This is a genomic window from Phaeobacter sp. JH20_08, assembly GCF_048056635.1.
Taxonomy (GTDB): Bacteria; Pseudomonadota; Alphaproteobacteria; order Rhodobacterales; family Rhodobacteraceae; genus Phaeobacter; species Phaeobacter bryozoorum.
Window position 1 is genome coordinate 18,012 of record NZ_JAYMVV010000015.1, and the last position, 19,495, is coordinate 37,506.

Sequence of the window (19,495 nt, forward strand, 5' to 3'; positions counted from 1 at the left end):
TCAGTCCACCAGCACAAAATTGCTGAACCCGGCCTGCCGCAGCAGGCTGGTCACATCGGTGATCCGCTGCACATCGGCCTGATCGCGCCCGCGCAGCACCAGCATGTCACCGGGGCTGTCCATCAGCAGGGCGAGCGCCGCTGGCAGGTTGCTCTCGGCCACCGGCTGGCCGTTGAGATCGAGATTGCCGGCACCGATGCCGATCAGCCGGGGCGGGCCGTTGTAGCTGCCGCCCTGACCCGCAAGCGGCAGGTCGAGCACCGCATCGGTGCCAAAGCGGGAGGCCAGCATGAAAAACACCAAGAGCAGGAACACCACGTCGATCATCGGCGTCAGGCTGGGTTTGCGTCGGGGGCGCTGAGCTTGGGTGAGGTGCATCGGCTTACTCGGCGGCCAGTTTCAGCGATGGCGGCTGGTGGGCGACAAAGATGCGGGTGGCGCTGTCCTCAAGGTCGCGGCGAATGCGGCTGATCACGGCTTCGAACCAGGTGAGGGCGGCGGAGGCGGGAATGGCCACACCCATGCCGGCCGCAGTGGTCAGGAGCGCCTCCCAGATGCCGCCGGCCAGCAAGGCGGGATCGGCCTTGGACCCGGCGGCCTGCAAGGCCTGAAAGGCCGCGATCATGCCGAGAACCGTACCCAGAAGGCCAAGCAGCGGGGCGATGGTGGCGATCAGCTCCAGCGCGCCAAGGCCAGAGCCGGCGGAGGCCAGATGCAGCTTGGCGACGCGGGCGGTTTCTTCGCGGGCGCGGTCTTCGGGCAGGGTGTGGACGGAGGCCAGCGCGGTTGCGACCACTTTGGAGCGGATGCCGCGACGGCCCCGGACGATATCGCGGGCGATGTCCGGTTCGCCGCGTTCAAAGGCGGCGACAGCGCGGCCGGCCTTGCCCCGGGACCAGGCGCCGATCAGCGCGAGCCGCCAGATCTTCCACAGGATCAGCGTCAGCGTGATCACCGAAAGAGCGGCAATCACCCAGATCGAGGGGCCGCCATCACGCAGGAGCGCCATGGCCTGCGCGGTGGCATCGCTGGCGGTCTGCGCAAGGCGCTGCTGTTGCGCCGGGGCGGCGGCATCCGCGGTCTGCGGCGCATCCGGTTGCGGTGCCGGTGCTGCTGCTGGGGCTTGCGCGGCGGAGCCTGTGGTCGCGGGGATCTGCGGCATCACCGATGCCGGGGCATCGGCTGCGACCTGCGGCACCGGCGGGGCGGGAGGGGTTGGCGACACCGGCGCCTCCTGCGCGGCGACGAAGGCGGGGATCAGCAACAGCGCGGCAAGGGCCGCTGATCTGAGGATGGTCATGATAGGCTCCAATTGGCGGCGATATAGCTTTGTCCGGGGGCGGCGCGCACCGTGGCAAAGAACGATGCGGGGGGGCTGGCCATGGTTTGCAGGGGGAACAACGGGTTAGCGGTCATGATTGGCCTCTCCCATTCAGGGATCACATGTCGGCTGGGCGGCAATCCGGTCAGGCTCCAGCGCGCTATGCCGCTATGACCGGACGGCGGAGAGATCGCTGCCATATCCTTTGCGCAGTGCATAAGGGCGGCGACCTGGCGCAAGGCTCGCCGGATCAGGATCCGCTGCGGGCGGCGGCGGGCGCTGTCATTTGAGGGTGGGGGATTGCCCTGTGTCACATGTCTCTCCAGCCATCGGCACAGGGTGCCGCCGTGTTGATCGGTGTCGTGATCGAGAATGGCTGGAGCCCTGCACAGCTGAGGTGCAGAGTCTTGCTGGATGGCGCATCATCCGCTGCGCCCGGGGTCAGTTATTTAACCCTAGTTCTTTTGTCAAGTTAAGCGCAAAGGCTGCCGCAACGGCGTCTGTCGCCAGAGCGCCCCGGCAACCTTCTGGCAAACTTCTGGCAAGCTCCCGGTCTGCGCGCCGGAAACGCCGCCGCTATCGGGCAGATCCTGATGGATGGAATGCTGGCGATCCCTGAAGGACTCGAACCCTCAACCTGCTGATTAGAAGTCAGCTGCTCTATCCAGTTGAGCTAAGGGACCGCTGGCGCCAGTTATGACAGGACGCGGGGAAGGGTCAAGCCGCGGCGCGCAGGTCAAGGCGCATAAACAGCGACCAGGGGTCCTTGCTGTACTCGCCAAAGGGTGGGCATTCGACAAAGCCGTAGCTTTCATAGAGCCGTTTGGCTGGGGTGAAATCCTCGGTCGAGCCGGTTTCGAGATAGACAGCAGAGGCGCCGTCGGATCGGGCGCGGTCCAGCAGGAACTCCAGCATCTGGCGTCCGGCGCCGCTGCCGCGGGCCTCGGCGAGGGTGTGCATGGATTTCAGTTCGCAGCCGCCGTCTCGCAGGGACTTCAGGGCGCCCATGGCGATGGCCCGCCCGTCGCGGCGGAGCAGGAAGAAGGCGACATCGGCGGCATCAAGGCCGCTGCCATCCAGTGCGTGGCAGCTTTCTGCGGGGGATTGCGCGGCCATCTGTGCCAGATGGCGTTTGATCAGCGCCTGTGCCTCGGGCTCGGTGGCGCTGGCGCGGGTGATGGCAATATCGGTCGTCATCGGCTGGATCCTTGGGTCGTATATCCCCGGTCGCTGGGCGGGGCGGGGTCTGTTCCGGGGGCTGTGTCTGTGTCCGTTTCTGTGTCGCAGAGTTGCGAAAACCACGTGGCGGCGCAAGCGGTTCTGCCGCAGCCACCGGCGCAGCCAGGGGCCTGGATGATGTGTTGCTCAATATTTCGGCAACTGGCGGGTCTGGCGGGGCGGCGGTCACAGGTGGCCGCCGCCATAGCCCTCAGCCCGCGCCCATTTCAGAGCTAAGGAAGGCATCGGCGCTGGCGACCTCTTCCAGGCGACGGCCACGGATCCACCAGAAGCGATTGCCGACGGCCCTGAGAAAGCTGCGGTCATGGCTCACCAGCAGACAGGCGGCATCCTGGCCGATCAGCTCTGCTTCGAGGGCTTCCTGACCTTCAATGTCGAGATGATTGGTGGGTTCGTCCAGCAGGTAGAAATTGGGGTTGCGAAGCCGCAGGAGCAGCATTGCCAGCCGTGCCTTCTGCCCGCCTGACAGGGCTTTCACCGCCGTGTCCTGCAAGGCGAATTTGATGCCTGCCCCCGCCAGAAGGTTGCGCGCGGGCTGATCGCCGATGTCGGAGGCCGCCGTCACCAGCGCCAGCGGCGTGTCATTATCGGCCAGCTGGCTGAGGTGCTGGTCCGAATAGGCCGGAACGACAGAGGACGCACATCTGATCTGCTCCGCCCCGCCGGTCAGTGCCTGCTGGATCATCCTGACCAGCTGCGTCTTGCCGGTGCCATTTGCGCCCAGCAGGACAATGCGGTCCCCGGGGGTGATCCATTTCTGGCCGGTGCTGTATAGCCGTTGCCCGTCCGGCGTCTGAACGGTCAGATCATCCAATGTAATCAGGGCCTTGGCATGGGTGCCGCTGTTGGTCAGCCTGATGTCGCCGGCCGAATGCTCGCGGTGGGCCGGTTTGGCCGCGGCCTCCAGCCGGTCGGCGCGTTCGGCCAGCTGCTTGGTCTTGGTCAGCAAGAGATCGGAGCCGGAGTTGATCCCGACATTCTTCAGCTTTGCGGCCTGCTGGCGCAGCTGCTGGGCTTTTTTCAGATCATTGGCATGGCGTCGCGCATCGGCGGCGTCGACCTCATCCAATGCGGCGCGGGCGGCGGAGAATGGCAGCTGGAACACCCGCGAGCCTTCGGCGCGCAGGAACAGCGTGCGGTTGGTCGTGGCATCCAGAAAGGCGCGGTCGTGGGAGGTGATCACCATCGGCAGATCGCGCGGCCGCTCTGACAGCCAGTTTTCGAGAAAGGCTATTCGGTTGAGATCCAGATGGTTGGTCGGCTCATCCAGCAGCAGCAGGTCCGGCGTGGTGATCCAGGCGGCCGCCAGCATCGCGGCGCGCTGCCAGCCCCCGCTGAGCGCGCCAAGCGGCTGGTGCTGAAACTCATAAGGCACCTGAAGGTCATCCAGAACCACATCGACGCGCCAGCTCTCATAGTCGGCCTGCTCGCCCGGCAGGGCGGCAAGCACCCAGTCATAGAGCGTGACGGCAAGCGCCTCGGCAGGCAGGCTCTGTTTCACGTGGCCAATCCGCAGGCCACGGGCGCGGGTGATCTCGCCGGTTGTCGGCGTCAGCTCATCGGCGAGACAGGCAAGCAGGGTCGATTTGCCCCGCCCGTTGGCGGCGATGAGACCGAGCCGGTCGGATTTCGAAAGGGTCAGGGAGAGGTCGCGGAACAGCGGGTCGCCAAGGGTGACGCCCAACGCATTGAGATTGATGACAGACATGGAAAACTCGGGTCAAAGAGATTTGGCCGCAAAAGCGGCAATCGGCGGACCAGTGACGAGATTTTCCTCTGGCCAGCCCTGCAAACGGATTTACAGGGCCAGACGGGGACCGTGCTGAAGTCGGCGGATGATACGCATGTTCAGCTGCTGTCCTCCCGTTGTGCGATGTGAGTTTCAAGTCAGGCTAAGAAACTTTTGCACCCTTGGCAAGGGGGCGGGGCATGGCCTGCCGACATTCGGTGCGCGATAGGCTGTGAGCTTTACCAATTCTTAGATCCGGGTGGTGAATAGTCGCAATCAGTTGCATTTGCCTCAAATAGGGAAAACTAAAAATTGCTTAAAACACAAACGTCTAGACCCGCCTCCATGCCCTTTCTTGCGGGGCGCGCGGAGGCCGGGCATCTGGTGGAGCTTGCCAAATCCACCCCCCTTGGTGATGGCGGTATGCGCAGCGCGCAGCTGTTGTCGGAAGCGCTGCGGCTGGATCCTCATCACCATGAGGCGCAGGTGTTGCAGGAGCGGCTGCACCAGACGTTTGTGCCACGCTGGCATTTTCCGATGCTGGCGGATCGGGCGCGCAACCGTGCCTATGCCGAGGCCATCGCGATGAAGGTCAGACCGGGGGATATCGTGCTGGATATCGGCTGCGGTGCCGGTCTGACGGCGATGCTGGCGGCGCGGGCCGGGGCGAAACATGTCTATACCTGTGAGCAGCAGCCGCTGATCGCGGAGGCGGCGACGCGGGTGATTGCCGACAATGGTCTGAGCGACCGGATCACCGTCATTTCCAAGTGGTCGCATGAGATTATCCTCGGTGTCGACATGCCGGAGCAGGCCGATGTGGTGATTTCGGAGATTGTCGATACCGTTCTATTGGGGGAGGGCGCGCTGGATACGCTGTCACATGCGATGTCGGCGCTGGCCAAGCCGGGCGCCCGTGCGGTTCCCGAAACCGGCAGGCTGGTCGCGCAACCTGTCGAAAGTGCGCCGCTTCTGGAGCAGTGGCGGCCGCAGATGGCAGAGGGGTTCGATCTGGGCGCCTTTCACCATCTGGCGCGGGTTGCGCAGATCACGCCGAGTGATTTCAGATCCTGTGGGCTGCGACCGCTGGGCGCCGGTACAGAGCTGTTTGCGTTCGATTTTACGCGCCCGGATGTCAGGCCGGGGCGGACCACCGAGACGCTGATCTGTAGCCATCCGGGTATCGTCCATGCGGTTTTTGTCAGCTTTGAGATGGAGCTGGCGCCGGGGATTCAGCTGACCAATGATCTTGGTTCCGAGGGGCATTGGGGGCGGACGGCCTTTTTGCTGGATCGGCCACGGTCGGTCTCTCCGGGCGATCATCTGCAACTGACGGCGCAGCATGATGCGGCGGCGCTGAGCCTCGCGGTTCACGACATGGAGGCGAGCGCGGATCACGCGCGGGTCTGGCTACAGCCGGGCTGGCGCGCGGGTTATGAACACGGGGCGGGTGAGGCGGCCGCGCTGCCGCAGGGCTACCCGGTCTGGGCACCGGTGCAGACCGCCGCCCCTGCGGCACCAGCCCCTGCACTTGGCTAGCAGGCAGCGCCTGCCGGGGCCGCATCCATCCTGTGCGGTCGCCAGCCACCAAGGCTGGCGACCGCACAGGATCTGCTGCGGCGGTAAAAGCGCGGTGGCCTCGCTGTTTCGCGGCCGATTTGAGATTCCCTGTATTGTCGTCGATTTCGCGCCCCGCTCGGCTCCGGTTTGGCTGCGGTGATATCAGCTGCCAGAGCCTCAGGTCTGCCAGAGCCTTGGACCTGCCAGAGAACTGAGTGGCGATGGTGCTGCCCGGATACTCGCGACAGGGTTCTGTCATCCGGGGGCGGGGACGCGCAGGGGAGGGGACTGGGCCATGTATCAGGGGGGGCAAGCAGATATGAAAAAGGCGCGCCGGATCTGGCGCGCCTTTTCGCTATTGGGTGTGGCCGGGGGAGATCAGAAATCTTCCCAGCCGACGGCGGCCTTTGTCGGGCTGGCATCGAAGAAGTCATCATCGCCATGCGCCGATGGGGCCGGGTTGTGCTCAGCCGCGGGTTTCGGCGCGGCGGCTGGCCGGGCCGGGGCCGGGGCTGGTGCGCTGGGCGCCACAGAGACAACGTTATTGTCCGTTTTGCGGGTCTTGAACACCGAGACCTGGCGGGCCAGCTCATTGGCATCATTGCGCAGGATCTGGCTGGCGGCGGTTGATTCCTCAACCATGGCGGCATTGTGCTGGGTCACCTGATCGAGCTGTGTCACGCCGGTGTTGATTTCGCCCAGCGTGGTCGATTGCTCCTGCGCGCCAGTTGCAATGCCGCTGACATGGCCCGAGATGGTGGCGACGCGTTCGATGATCTGTTTCAGCTCCTCGCCCGCGCGGCCAACCAGATCGACACCTTCGCCGACGTGGCCGGTGCTTTCGCTGATCAGCGCCTTGATCTCCTGCGCGGCATCGGAGGAGCGCTGGGCCAGGGCGCGCACTTCGGAGGCGACAACCGCAAAACCACGGCCGGCTTCGCCTGCACGGGCGGCCTCGACCCCTGCGTTCAGCGCCAGCAGATTGGTCTGGAACGAGATATCGTCGATGACCGAGATGATCTGGGAGATCTTTTCCGATGATTGCTCGATCTTGGACATGGCGTCGACGGCGCGGGTGACGACCTGGCCGCTGTTGACGGCGGTCTCCTTGGCCTCCGATACGATGCCCTCCACCTCGCGGGCGCCATCGGCTGCGGATTTCACGCTGACGGTAAGCTGCTCCATGGCGGCGGCGGTCTCCTCAAGCGTGGCCGCCTGGCTCTCGGTGCGCTGGGAGAGATCGCTGGAGGATTGGCTGATCTCTTCGGCGCTGGCACGGATGCGCGATGAGTTGTCGATCACCGCGTCGATAATGCCGACCATCTTGTCGACGGTCTTGTTGAAGTTCTGGCGCAGGCTTTCGTAATCGGCGGAGAATTCATCGTCGATGGTCTGCGACAGATCCCCCTCCGAGAGCGCGTGCAGCCCGTCATTCAGGCGATCCACCACAACCCGTTGCGCCGCCTGGTCGGCACGGCGCTGATCTTCCACGGTTCTGGCGGCGGACAGCTGCGATTTCAGCGCCTCGATATGGCGGGCGATCAGGCCGATTTCGTCGCCCCGTGCCTGATGTTCGGTGTCGTGATCATAATCGCCCTCGGCCAAGCGGTTGATTGCGGTGGCAACATCGCCCAACGGGCGCGACATCATGGAGCGCAGGGCAAACATCGACAGGCCCAGCATCACCACAAAGGCGCCACCGGCGAGAATGAAGGACAGCAGCTGGTTCGGCGCCACCTCGGCAAAGGCGACATCCGGGCTCCAGACCATCCCGACCGCGCCGACGACCACCGTCCCCTCGGCACCGGCGGTGGCGGGTGCGGCGACGAGATAGCCGTTTTCGCTATACTCCATCTGGTTGTTTTCCATCGCTTTTTGGGCGACGAGGGTCAGTTCGGCAATTTCAGCCTCGGTTGCGGTGCCGGTGGAGGCAACCGTCTTGCCTTTGCCATTGATGGCGATCCCGTGGCTGGACCGGCCGTTCGACAGCTCGATCAGGGATTGCAGGTCGCTTTCAAGACGTTCGGTATCACCAAAGCGGATTGCACCGCCGCTGCGCGCGGCCACGGTTACGGTCACGCCTTCAGCCAGTGTCTGTACGCCACTATCTACAGCTTCACCGAGGATTTTCTGGTTTTCCCAAGTCAGAAACAAGGTCACCACGAGGGTGGACGCCGCGATGAGAAGGCTGCATTTGGCAAAGACAGACAGCCTGTTCATGACGGAACGCGCAGGATTTCGGAATTTCATTTCAGCACCTTTCAATTGCCATTGCGCGGAACGGACGCGCTGGCGGAATTTGTGTCGGATTCAGTACCGACAGCCCCCTGGACACAGCCGCAAGCTTCGGCTGCGTCGTTTCGCGAATTGGTTGACCGGAACGGGCAAACCGAGAGAACCATGCCCGATTGGGGGCGGTGACATGGTGAACATACTGTGGCGTCGGACCAAAGATTGGCGGACGCCGGTCATCAGCAGGCGCGCGATTGCGCTGCCCCAATCTTGATACCGAGCTGAAAGAGCAGGTCTGATTGCCTGCGGGTGCCGCAACAGCGGGCGTACCGCGACATGAGTCTTCGACCGATATGGGCGCCGGCAGTTGGCCCCTGTCGAAATCTCCGGTCGCCACGCAACGATCAGGCGTGCGGCAGCGCAACCGGTGATGGTCACCATCACGGCCAATGCCTGCGCGACAACCAACATGAGGTCCGCCCGTCGTTCCAAGCTCTGCTCCTTCTCACAACATGTGCCTGTGCACATCGTCGGCGGGTAGCATAGCCCTGAGGACTTACCGGTGAATTAATAGGCACATCCGCAATGAGCGCAGGCTGAGGCGGGCGAATTTCAGGCGCGATCGGTGGGCAGGCGGGCCCGCGCCCGCTGCGCAAAGTGATGATTAAGCTGCCATTTTATTGCGAACAGGCGGGTGGCCTGCCGGGCGGGCTGCGCCCCCGCATGAGTCTGGCCTGTGGGCGCGTTTTCACGGAAATAATATGATTCAGGGCGCCCTTGGCGTGAAATTTTATCTATATTCTTAAAAATAATGCGTAACTAAAGTTTATCTTGCTTTTTAAATTCCGCTGATTCTCCAACCCCTTGGATAAATTCGCCGAGTTTGGCCCCATTTTCTGCTGCACGGACGGGTTGAAACCTAACGCCAGATACTTACTAAGGAGCGTGGTGACGGGTTTGGGGAACGAATGCGCGTGAAACACCTTGACAGCAGGTTTCGCCGCCACCGGAGGCTTATTTATGCCGCTGAACCAAGGAGACTATTTGTTGGATATCTATTCCGGATCACCCAAGACTGAGACCGCGAATGCGGTGGATCAGACTTTTGATAATGGTGCCGAAGATGATCTGAGCGATTTCGAGTTTGCACTGATGAGAACATTCGAGGGGTTTGCGCGTTGGCAATCCGAATGTCTTGGGCTTGTGTCGGATCTGTCCGCCTCGGGTCCCGAAATCACTCTGATGAACGTTATCCGCATGAACGACAGGCCCAAGACGATCAAGGAGCTTGCGCGGGTCACCAATCGGGATGACATTCCGAATATCCAGTATTCACTGCGCAAGCTGGCTTCGGCCGGGTTGATCCGCAAGACCGGATCGGGGCGTGGCGGGGTGACCTATTCCGCAACGGAGGAGGGGCTGGGGGTCACCGCAGCCTACGATGTGCAGCGTCGCAACCTGTTGCTGCAGGCGCTGTCGCAGGTGCCGGGCGTGGAAAACCGTATCGGTGAGGCAACGCGGGTGCTGAATATTCTGACCGGGATCTATGATGGCATCGCCCGGTCGGCGACGGCACAGCGGCAGGCCTGAGGCCCGCTCTGATCGGGGGCGGTAGCGGGGCGCATGAGTGCGGCCTCCATCGCCCCCTATATATATGGTGCAGGCTGCCCAGCCTGCTGGCCTGCGCCAAAACTGCCGCTCTCGTGCTGGCAACCGATGGCGCGACCCGCTGTGAATGGTGTATGACCGACAGCGGCGCCCCGGCAGTAGCAAGGAAAACGAGCGGTGATCGAACTCAAGGATCTCAGGTTGCTGAGCGCTTTGGCGCGTCACCGCCATTTTGCCAAGGCCGCGCAGGACTGCGGCATGTCGCAGCCGGCGTTTTCAATGCGGATCCGCAATCTGGAAGAGCGCCTGGGCGTGTCCATCGTGCGCCGGGGCAATCGGTTTCAGGGGCTGACCGAAGAGGGTCTGATGATCGTGCGCCGGGCCCGCTCGATCCTGGATGAGGCCAAGGCGCTGGAGCAGGAGGTGGCCGCCGCACGTGGCGAGGTCACCGGCACGCTGGTGCTGGGGGTGGTGCCCACCGCAACAGCCTATGCCGCGCAGATGGTGGACCGGCTGCATCTCACCCACCCACGGGTTCTGGCCCGGATCGAGGTGCTGAGCTCGCTGGTGATCCAGCAGCGCCTGTTTGACGGGACAATTGATGCAGGCGTCACCTATCACGACAGCCTGGGTCCCGATCAGGTGACCATCCAGCCGCTATATGAGGAGACTTATGTGCTGGTCGCCCCCGAGGCGATGGTGGTGGATCGCGGACATGGCGCGGACAGTATTTCCTGGGCCGAGGCAGCAGAGCTGCCGCTCAGCCTGCTGGAGCCGCAGATGCAGAATCGCCGGATTCTGGACCGGATCTTCGCCGATCAGGGGCTGCGGCCGCAGGTGCGTTCGGATTCCAGCGGGTTCATGTCGGCGATTGTGATGGCGCGGGCGGGCTCGGTTGCCACGATCCTACCGGAAGCCCTGATGGATGCGCTGGGGCCGCTGTCCGGCGCCCGGGTGCTGCGGCTGGTCGATCCGACGCCGAGCAGGCCTATTTGTATGGTCACATTGGACCGCCAGCCCGAACTGACGACGGTGAAGGCGATGAAGGGCGTGGTTGACGATTTCAAGCAATAAGCGTTCGTTATCGTACCTTTGAATTTTCCGATTTGACGATAGGCTTCTTCAATGGAATGCCGCCTTATCTGGCATCGCGAAGTGGAGGTCATCGTGGCACCTTTGGACAATAGCAAGGGCGTTTGGAAATCTGGCAAAGGCAAGGGGCGCAAAACGCCCAAGGGCCGGCAGCTGGATGATCAGGCGCATAGCGAGGTTCTGGACCTGCTTGGCGATCGGCCCCGCAACCGGGATCTCCTGATCGAGTTCCTGCATCTTATTCAGGACAAATACGGCTGCCTCAGCGCGGCGCATATCCGGGCGCTGGCCGAGGAGATGCGCACCGGTCAGGCGGAGATCTATGAGGTCGCCACTTTCTACGCCCATTTCGATGTGGTGAAGGAAGGCGAGACCCCGCCGCCGGCGCTGACCATCCGGGTCTGTGACTCGCTCTCCTGCGAGCTGGCCGGGGCCGAAGCGCTGAAGAAGGCGCTGGAAGATGGGCTGGATGCCTCTCAGGTCCGCGTGCTGCGCGCACCCTGCATGGGCCGCTGCGATACGGCGCCGGTGCTGGAAATCGGCCACAACCACATCGACCACGCTACGGTTGAGAAGGTAGAAGCGGCGATTGCGGCAGATGATACCCATGCGCATATCCCCGCGTATGAAACCTTTGCCGCTTATGAGGCGGATGGCGGCTATGCCACGTTGAAAGACCTGCGCGCAAATGGCGACTGGGAAGCGGTTCAGGCCAAAGTCAAGGAAGCCGGCCTGCGCGGTCTGGGCGGCGCTGGTTTTCCGTCCGGCACCAAATGGGGTTTCGTGCGCGCCAACGAAGGTCCGCGTTATCTGGCCGTGAACGGCGATGAGGGCGAGCCGGGCACCTTCAAGGATCGCTACTACCTTGAGCGCACGCCGCATGTCTTCCTTGAGGGGATGCTGATTGCCGCCTGGGCGGTCGAGGCCGAGAAAGCCTTTATCTACATGCGCGACGAATACCCGGCGGTGCTGGAAATTCTGCGCCGTGAGATCGCCGCGCTGGAAGAGGCCGGTATCGTCGAGGCAGGTTACATCGACCTGCGCCGCGGGGCAGGGGCCTATATCTGCGGCGAAGAAAGCGCGATGATTGAATCGATCGAAGGCAAGCGCGGCGAGCCGCGCCATCGTCCGCCGTTTGTGGCGCAGGTGGGTGTCTTTGGTCGTCCGACCCTCGTGCACAACGTGGAAACCCTCTACTGGGTCGCCAAGATCAACCGCGAAGGCCCGGAATGCCTGAACTCAATTGAGAAGAACGGCCGCAAGGGGCTGCGCAGCTATTCGGTCTCGGGCCGGGTGAAGAATCCGGGCGTGCATCTGCTGCCTGCCGGTTCCACCATCACCGACATCATCGAGGCCTGCGGCGGTATGCTGGATGGCCACGTCTTCAAGGCGTATCAGCCGGGCGGCCCCTCCTCGGGCCTGCTGCCTGCGTCGATGAATGATATCCCGCTCGATTTCGACACGTTGCAGCCGCATGGCACCTTCATCGGGTCCGCCGCTGTTGTGGTGCTGTCCGATCAGGACTCGGCCCGTGACGCGGCGCTGAACATGCTGCGCTTTTTCGAGGATGAAAGCTGCGGCCAGTGCACCCCCTGCCGGGTGGGCTGTGAGAAAGCCGTCAAGCTGATGAGCGAGAAGAAATGGGATCAGGGCCTCTTGGAAGAGCTGAGCACCGCAATGGTCGATGCTTCGATCTGCGGTCTGGGTCAGGCCGCACCCAACCCGATCCGCCTGACCATGAAACATTTTCCGGATGAGGTCTGAGATGTACGGCGCTATTGAGATCCTCCACCCGGCGGGCACCGCCGGGCAGCGCCCGACCCGCCCCCATGGGCGGGCGCTTCACGCCCACCCCGGGACGGGCGCTGCCCTCCGCGTGACACTTCAGATGGATGAGGTCTGAGCCATGAGCGATAAAGTCACTTTCACACTCGATGGCGAGCAGGTCACGGCAGAGAAGGGCCTGACCATCTGGGAAGTCGCCAACGGCCGCGGGCTGAAGATCCCGCATCTGTGCCACAAGCCGCAGCCCGGCTACCGCCCGGACGGCAACTGCCGTGCCTGTATGGTCGAGATCGAGGGCGAGCGCACGCTGGCCGCCTCCTGTATACGCGAACCTGCCGAGGGCATGGTGGTCACCACCAACAACGCGCGCGCTGAAAACGCCCGCAAGATGGTGATGGAACTGCTGATCGCGGACCAGCCGAAGCAGGAGGAGGCGCGCGATAAGTCCTCGCATCTGTGGGATATGGCGGAGCTGAACGGGGTTTCGGAGTCGCGTTTCCCCAAGCTGGAAAAGAACCGAATCCCGCTGCTGGATGACAGCCATGTGGCGATGAAGGTCAATCTGGACGCCTGTATTTCCTGTAACCTATGTGTGCGGGCCTGCCGCGAGGTGCAGGTCAATGACGTGATCGGCATGGCCGGCCGCGGTCATGACGCCTACCCGGTGTTCGATCTGGCGGATCCGATGGGGCAGTCCTCCTGCGTGGCCTGCGGCGAATGTGTGCAGGCCTGCCCGACCGGCGCGCTGATGCCCGCGACCGTGATGGATGACCAGCAGGTCGGCGACAGCAAGGATTATGATTCCGAGACCGAAAGCGTCTGCCCGTTCTGCGGTGTCGGCTGCAAGGTCTCGCTCAAGGTCAAGGACGGCAAGGTCAAATATGTCGATGGCATCAATGGCCCCGCAAACGAAGGCCGCCTCTGCGTCAAGGGCCGCTTTGGTTTTGACTACATCCACCACCCGCACCGCCTGACCAAGCCGCTGATCCGCCGCGACGACGCGCCGGCCAAGGGCCTGAACGTCGATCCCGGTAATCTCTCGACCCATTTCCGCGAAGCCTCCTGGGAAGAGGCGATGGATCTGGCCGCCAAGGGTCTGATGCGCCTGCGCGATGAGAACCCGAAATCGGTTGCGGGCTTCGGCTCGGCGAAATGCACCAACGAAGAGGCCTATCTCTTCCAGAAGTTCATCCGTCAGGGCTTCAAGCACAACAACGTCGACCACTGCACCCGCCTGTGCCACGCCTCATCGGTTGCGGCGCTGATCGAAAACGTGGGCTCCGGTGCGGTCACCGCGACCTTCAACGAGATTGAGAACGCCGACGTGGCCATTGTGATCGGCTCCAACCCGATCGAGAACCACCCGGTGGCGGCGACCTACTTCAAGCAGTTCACCAAACGCGGCGGCAAGCTGATCGTGATGGATCCGCGCGGCGTTGGCCTGCGCCGGTTCGCGACCGAAATGGTGCAGTTCCGCCCCGGCGCGGATGTGTCGATGCTGAACGCGATCATGAATGTGATCGTCGAGGAAGAGCTCTACGACAGTCAGTACATCCACCGCTGGACCGAGAACTGGGAGGCCGAGAAAGAGCATCTGAAGCAGTTCACGCCCGAGAAAATGTCGGAGATCTGCGGCATCAGCCCCGATCAGCTGCGCCGTGTTGCCCGGATCTTTGCCGGTGGGAATGCGGGTCTGATTTTCTGGGGTATGGGGATTTCCCAGCACATCCACGGGACGGATAACTCGCGCTGCCTGATCTCATTGGCGCTGATGACTGGCAACGTGGGCAAACCGGGCGCAGGTCTGCACCCGCTGCGCGGCCAGAACAACGTGCAGGGGGCGTCGGACGCAGGCCTCATCCCGATGTTCCTGCCGGACTATCAGACCGTGACGTCGGATGATGTGCGCAAGAGCTTCACCGACGTCTGGGGCGGCGGCGACTTCTCGAACGAGAAGGGCCTGACCGTGACCGAGATCGTGGACGAGGCCTATGCCGGCAATATCAAGGGCATGTATATCCAGGGCGAAAACCCGGCGATGTCCGACCCGGATGCCGATCACGCGCGCGACGCCTTTGCCAAGCTGGAGCTGATGATCGTTCAGGATATCTTCCTGACCGAGACGGCCAACTATGCCGACATCATCCTGCCGGCCTCGGCGCTTTATGAGAAGAACGGCACCGTGTCGAACACCAACCGCCAGGTGCAGCGTGTGCGTCCGGCTGTGGCGCCTCCGGGTGAAGCGCGCGAGGACTGGCAGGTCACTGTCGAGCTGGCGCAGCGCATCGGCCTGCCGTGGGACTACAAGGATGTCAGCGAAGTCTTTGCCGAGATGAAGCTGAACATGAAGTCACTCAACAACATCACCTGGGAGCGTCTGGAGACCGAGACCATCACCTATCCGTCGCTGCATGAGACCGATCCCGGTCAGGCGATTGTGTTCGGCGATGGCTTCCCGCGCCCCGAGGGCCGCGCCCGCTTTACCCCGGCATCGGTGATCCCGCCGGATGAGGCGCCGGATGCGGACTACCCGATGATCATGACCACCGGCCGCCAGCTGGAGCATTGGCATACCGGGTCGATGACCCGTCGTTCCAAGGTGCTGGATGCGGTGGAGCCGGAGGCGAACTGCTCGCTCAACCCGCGGACGCTGAAGCTGATGGGCGTCGAGCCGGGCGAGATGGTCCGCCTCACGACCCGCCGCGGTTCGATCGAGATCATGGCGCGCGCCGACCGGGCGATTGCCGAGGATATGGTGTTTGTGCCGTTCGCCTATGTGGAGGCCGCCGCCAATATCCTGACCAACCCGGCGCTGGACCCCTATGGCAAAATCCCCGAGTTCAAGTTCTCGGCGGTGAAGGTCGAAAAGATCGAAGGACAGATCGCAGCCGAGTGATCCGGCAGGTCGTCTGGCGAAGATCAAAGCGGGCGCGGAACCTAAGGGTTCCGCGCCCGTTGTCTTCGGTGGCGCCGCGCTGGCGCCCGGCGCGGGCGCGGCCCGTTGCAGCGTTGGAAACAAAGACGAACCGTGTTGGGCGCATGAGATGCGGCCGGGTGCGACCTGCGCCGGGCCCAATGGGCGCGGCGCCTGACCCAACGGGAGGTGGGGGCTCCGCCGCCAGCCGACGGGCGGGAGCGTTTGTGAGAGAGGAGTAGCGGTCAGGCCAAAAGCGTGATCGCGCTTTTGCCGGCGGCTTGTCGCAGCGCGTGGACGTCCTGCAGCTCGGGGTCGTTGATCCAGCCCTTGGCGGCCTCTGGACTGGCAAACTGAAGGATCACCCCGATGCCGGTGGCATCGCGCGTGCCTTCGATCACGGTCTGCTGCGGGGTTGAGACCAGCACTTTGGCGCCGTGTTTCTGCAAGGCGGCGCCTGCTTTTTCACGATATGCCGCCATAGTCTCGGGGTCCTGCAGGAGGAGGTTTACGTAGACATAGGCCATCTGTTGTCCTTTCACTGTTGATGGCGTCTTGATGCCGGGAAGCGTGCCGCGAGAAAACACATGCAATCGTGTGCCGCCCATGCGAAAACGCATGTATGCAGATCAACTGGGATGACATGCGGACCATTCTGGCGCTGGTGCGGGCCGGATCCCTGGCCGGGGCCGCGCAGGCGCTGTCCGTCAGCTACACCACCGTGGCGCGCCGTGTGCAGCGGGCCGAGGACATGCTGGGGCGGCCGCTGTTCGAGCGTCGGCCCGAAGGCTATCTGGCCACCGCCGAGGCGGAAGAGCTGGCCGCGGCAGCGCGGCGGATGGAGCAGGCCGAGCAATCGGCCCTGCGCAACCTGTCGGGCCGCGATCAGAGCCTTTCGGGTGAGCTGGTGCTCACCGCGCCACAGCTGCTGATCCAGAGCCATCTCGCGCCATTTCTGGCGCAGTTCTGCGCGGACCACCCGGAGGTCGAGCTGACGGTTCGCGCCACCAATGATGTGCTGGACCTGACCCGGCGCGAGGCGGATCTGGCGATCCGGATCAGCCGGACGCCGGGCGACAGCCTGGTGGGGCTGCATCTGGCCGATCAGAAAACCGCCTGCGTCGCGCGGCGGGATCTGGTGGCGCGGGCTTTGGCGGATCCCGCTGCGCCCTTGGACTGGGTGATCTACAGCGGCTATGACGCGCCGCCAAAGGCCGCGCTGCAACATTATCCGAACCATCGGATCCGGGCGCGGTTTGACGATATGACTTCGCTGATCGCGGCGGCAAAGGCGGGGCTGGGCGCGGTCAGGATGCCGATCTATCTGGCGCGCAGTGATCCGGATCTGGAGCCGCTGCCGGGGGTTGCGCCGCAGGATTATGCGCCGATCTGGGTGCTGAGCCATCCGGACCTGCTGACCTCTGCCAAGGTGCGCGCGTTCAAGACCGCGCTAAAAGGCTTCTTCCGCAGCCGTGCCGGGGAGTTCACCGCCTTTTAGAGCAGGCGCCGGGTGGCGGCTCTCTCTCTCTCTCGGTCACGAGACCCGCCTGTCACCCCTGACCGGTCACCATCGGCGCTACCGTGTCGTGCGGGGCTCTTGACAGGGTCGGAAATTGACCTGACACATATGTCCAGAGCTGTGATCTTGTCGGCGGATCCCGCGCGCCCTCGCTTTGGTGGTCCGCGCCATTTGCAGGAGCCTGTCATGTCCAACGATCCCTTGTTGCAGCCCTATCAGCTGAAACATCTGACACTGCGCAATCGGATCATGACCACAAGTCATGAACCGGCCTATCCCGAGGACGGCATGCCAAAGGAGCGCTATGCGGCCTATCACGCCGAACGGGCCAAGGCGGGCGTGGCATTGGCTATGACGGCAGGCTCCGCGGCGGTTTCCCGTGACAGCCCGCCGGTGTTCAACAATATCCTCGCCTATAAGGATGAGGTGGTGCCCTGGATCCGCAATCTGACCGACCAGCTGCATGAGCATGGTTGCGCGGCGATGATCCAGCTGACCCATCTGGGACGCCGCACCGGTTGGGACAAAGGCGACTGGCTGCCCTCGATCAGCTCGTCGCGCCACCGCGAACCTGCACACCGCGCCTTTCCGAAGCTGGCGGAGGATTGGGACATCACCCGCGTCATCGCCGATTTCGCCGATGCTGCGGAGCGGATGCAGGCCGGGGGCATGGATGGGATCGAGTTGCAGGTCTATGGCCATCTTCTGGATCAGTTCTGGTCGCCGCTGACCAATGATCTGGACGGGCCATATGGCGGCCAGACGCTCGACAGTCGGATGGCGCTGCCGATGGCGGTGCTTGCGGCAGTCCGTGAGCGGGTGGGGGACGAGTTCATCGTTGGTCTGCGGTATACGGCGGATGAGGCGGCGGCAGGCGGCATCTCGCCCGACGAGGGGCTGGAGATGTCCAGACGCTTGGCCGCCAGCGGCATGGTGGATTTCCTGAATGTGATCCGGGGCCGCATCCATACGGATCCGGCAATGACCGATGTGATCCCGGTGCAGGGGATGCCGTCTGCGCCGCATCTGGATTTTGCCGGTGCGGTCCGGCAGGCGACGGGCCTGCCCACCTTTCATGCCGCCCGCATCCCCGATGTGGCCACCGCCCGCCATGCGATTGCCGGGGGGCTTCTTGATATGGTGGGGATGACCCGCGCCCATATGGCCGATCCCCATATCGTGCAGAAGATCAGGGAGGGGCGCGAGGAGGACATCCGCCCCTGTGTTGGCGCGACCTATTGTCTGGACAGGATCTATCAGGCGGGAGAGGCGCTGTGCATTCACAACGCCGCAACCGGGCGTGAGCTGACGATGCCACATGTGATCACCCGCGCCGCAGAGCCCAAACAGGTGGTGATTGTCGGCGCTGGCCCCGGCGGGCTGGAGGCCGCGCGCGTTGCCGCAGAGCGCGGCCATGCGGTCACCGTATTTGAGGCTGCCTCCGATCCCGGCGGTCAAATTCGCCTGACCGCACAGAACCCGCGCCGCCGCGAGATGATGGGCATCATCGACTGGCGCATGGCGCAATGTGCCGCACGGGATGTGCAGTTTCGATTCAACACCTGGGCCGAGGCGCAGGATGTGATCGGGCTTGCGCCGGATGTGGTGATCGTGGCCACCGGTGGCCTGCCGAATATGCAGCTGTTCGAGGCGGGCGAGGAGGCGGCGCATGTTGTCTCGGCCTGGGATATCATTTCGGGGGATGTTAAGCCGGGCGGCTCGGTGCTGATATATGACGAAAGCGGCGATCACCCCGCGCTTCAGGCGGCCGAGGTTGCGGCCCAGGCGGGCGCGACGGTTGAGGTGATGACCCCGGACCGGGTCTTTGCCCCCAATGTGATGGCGATGAACCTTGTCCCTTATATGCGCAGCCTGCAGGACCGGGATGTGACCTTCACTGTGGCGCGGCGCCTGCTGGAGGTCCGCAAGGAAGGCAACCGGCTTCTGGCGGTGCTGGGGACGGATTACAGCGGCCATCGCTCCAGCAAGCTCTATGATCAGGTTGTGCTCAACTACGGCACGCTGCCGCTGGACGATCTCTATTTCGACCTGAAGCCGCATAGTCTGAATGGCGGGCAGGTCGATTACGACGCCCTGATCGCCGGGAGGCCGCAGCCGCACGGGCGCGCGGACGAAGCAGCGGGGCAGGGGGGCTTTCAGCTGTTTCGGATCGGCGATGCGGTCTCGGCCCGCAACACCCATGCGGCGATCTATGACGCCCTGCGCCTGATGAAGGACATCTGACCGTCTGAGTTTGACGGTGTTAGGTGTGATTCACGGGTTTTGGGTGTTCTGGGGTGTGGATATGTTTGGTGAGTCTGTGGGTAAGTGGCTTATGGGGGTTTCTGTGGGTGTGGTCTGGCGGTTTTCTGCGAGATTTCGGGTCAGGTCTGCTGACTTTGTTTCCATGTAAATCATTGTAAATGTTGAGTTTCGTGTTTTTCTTAGCGGAAACTCTCATTTTCCTGAATTTTGGTGTTGCGGCCATCCTTAACT

Annotated in this window: 13 protein-coding genes and 1 tRNA gene; 7 read left to right on the forward strand and 7 right to left on the reverse strand. The window is 63.4% G+C overall.

Annotated features, from left to right (window positions below):
* The 5 genes from VWY75_RS14870 to VWY75_RS14890 form a co-directional block, all read right to left on the reverse strand.
* Positions 1-378 carry an ExbD/TolR family protein gene (locus tag VWY75_RS14870; RefSeq protein ID WP_416539183.1) on the reverse strand — a complete coding sequence of 126 codons (378 nt, stop codon included), beginning with the start codon at positions 376-378 and terminating at the stop codon, positions 1-3.
* Between the two features lie 4 nt (positions 379-382).
* Complete coding sequence (locus tag VWY75_RS14875; RefSeq protein WP_416539184.1) at positions 383-1,300, reverse strand: MotA/TolQ/ExbB proton channel family protein; 918 nt, start codon at positions 1,298-1,300, stop codon at positions 383-385.
* A 627-nt stretch (positions 1,301-1,927) separates the two neighbouring features.
* Positions 1,928-2,004 (reverse strand) — tRNA-Arg (locus VWY75_RS14880).
* 34 nt (positions 2,005-2,038) lie between these two features.
* Positions 2,039-2,518, reverse strand: a complete 480-nt coding sequence (locus VWY75_RS14885; protein ID WP_416539185.1) for a GNAT family N-acetyltransferase — start codon at positions 2,516-2,518, stop codon at positions 2,039-2,041.
* 232 nt (positions 2,519-2,750) lie between these two features.
* Positions 2,751-4,268, reverse strand: coding sequence for an ABC-F family ATP-binding cassette domain-containing protein (locus VWY75_RS14890; protein ID WP_416535145.1), 1,518 nt, complete (start codon positions 4,266-4,268; stop codon positions 2,751-2,753).
* A 366-nt stretch (positions 4,269-4,634) separates the two neighbouring features.
* On the opposite strand from VWY75_RS14890, the gene VWY75_RS14895 reads away from it, so the two are divergent.
* A complete protein-coding gene (locus VWY75_RS14895) occupies positions 4,635-5,828 on the forward strand; it encodes a 50S ribosomal protein L11 methyltransferase (protein WP_416539186.1) in 1,194 nt (397 codons plus the stop codon).
* 399 nt (positions 5,829-6,227) lie between these two features.
* Here the strand turns inward: VWY75_RS14895 and VWY75_RS14900 are convergent, their stop codons facing one another.
* Positions 6,228-8,099 carry a methyl-accepting chemotaxis protein gene (locus VWY75_RS14900; protein ID WP_416537602.1) on the reverse strand — a complete coding sequence of 624 codons (1,872 nt, stop codon included), beginning with the start codon at positions 8,097-8,099 and terminating at the stop codon, positions 6,228-6,230.
* Positions 8,100-9,128: 1,029 nt separating this feature from the next.
* Between VWY75_RS14900 and VWY75_RS14905 the strand changes: the two genes are divergently transcribed.
* The 4 genes from VWY75_RS14905 to fdhF all read left to right on the forward strand — a co-directional run bounded on the left by VWY75_RS14905 (position 9,129) and on the right by fdhF (position 15,462).
* Entirely contained in the window at positions 9,129-9,671 is a 543-nt protein-coding gene (locus VWY75_RS14905; protein ID WP_416537601.1) for a winged helix DNA-binding protein, read from the forward strand.
* Positions 9,672-9,866: 195 nt separating this feature from the next.
* Positions 9,867-10,763, forward strand: a complete 897-nt coding sequence (locus VWY75_RS14910) for a LysR family transcriptional regulator (RefSeq protein ID WP_340547263.1) — start codon at positions 9,867-9,869, stop codon at positions 10,761-10,763.
* A 51-nt stretch (positions 10,764-10,814) separates the two neighbouring features.
* On the forward strand, positions 10,815-12,545 hold the full coding sequence (locus VWY75_RS14915; RefSeq protein ID WP_416537600.1) for an NAD(P)H-dependent oxidoreductase subunit E: 1,731 nt from the start codon (positions 10,815-10,817) through the stop codon (positions 12,543-12,545).
* Positions 12,546-12,687: 142 nt separating this feature from the next.
* Positions 12,688-15,462, forward strand: coding sequence for a formate dehydrogenase subunit alpha (fdhF, locus tag VWY75_RS14920; protein WP_416537599.1), 2,775 nt, complete (start codon positions 12,688-12,690; stop codon positions 15,460-15,462).
* A 263-nt stretch (positions 15,463-15,725) separates the two neighbouring features.
* Here fdhF and VWY75_RS14925 read toward each other — a convergent pair whose 3' ends face one another.
* Positions 15,726-16,007: a DUF1330 domain-containing protein gene (locus VWY75_RS14925; protein ID WP_416541628.1), complete on the reverse strand. Its 282-nt coding sequence runs from the start codon at positions 16,005-16,007 to the stop codon at positions 15,726-15,728.
* Between the two features lie 95 nt (positions 16,008-16,102).
* Between VWY75_RS14925 and VWY75_RS14930 the strand changes: the two genes are divergently transcribed.
* Complete coding sequence (locus VWY75_RS14930; RefSeq protein ID WP_416537597.1) at positions 16,103-16,978, forward strand: LysR family transcriptional regulator; 876 nt, start codon at positions 16,103-16,105, stop codon at positions 16,976-16,978.
* Positions 16,979-17,185: 207 nt separating this feature from the next.
* Positions 17,186-19,243, forward strand: coding sequence for an FAD-dependent oxidoreductase (locus VWY75_RS14935; RefSeq protein ID WP_416537596.1), 2,058 nt, complete (start codon positions 17,186-17,188; stop codon positions 19,241-19,243).
* The last annotated feature ends 252 nt before the right edge of the window (positions 19,244-19,495 follow it).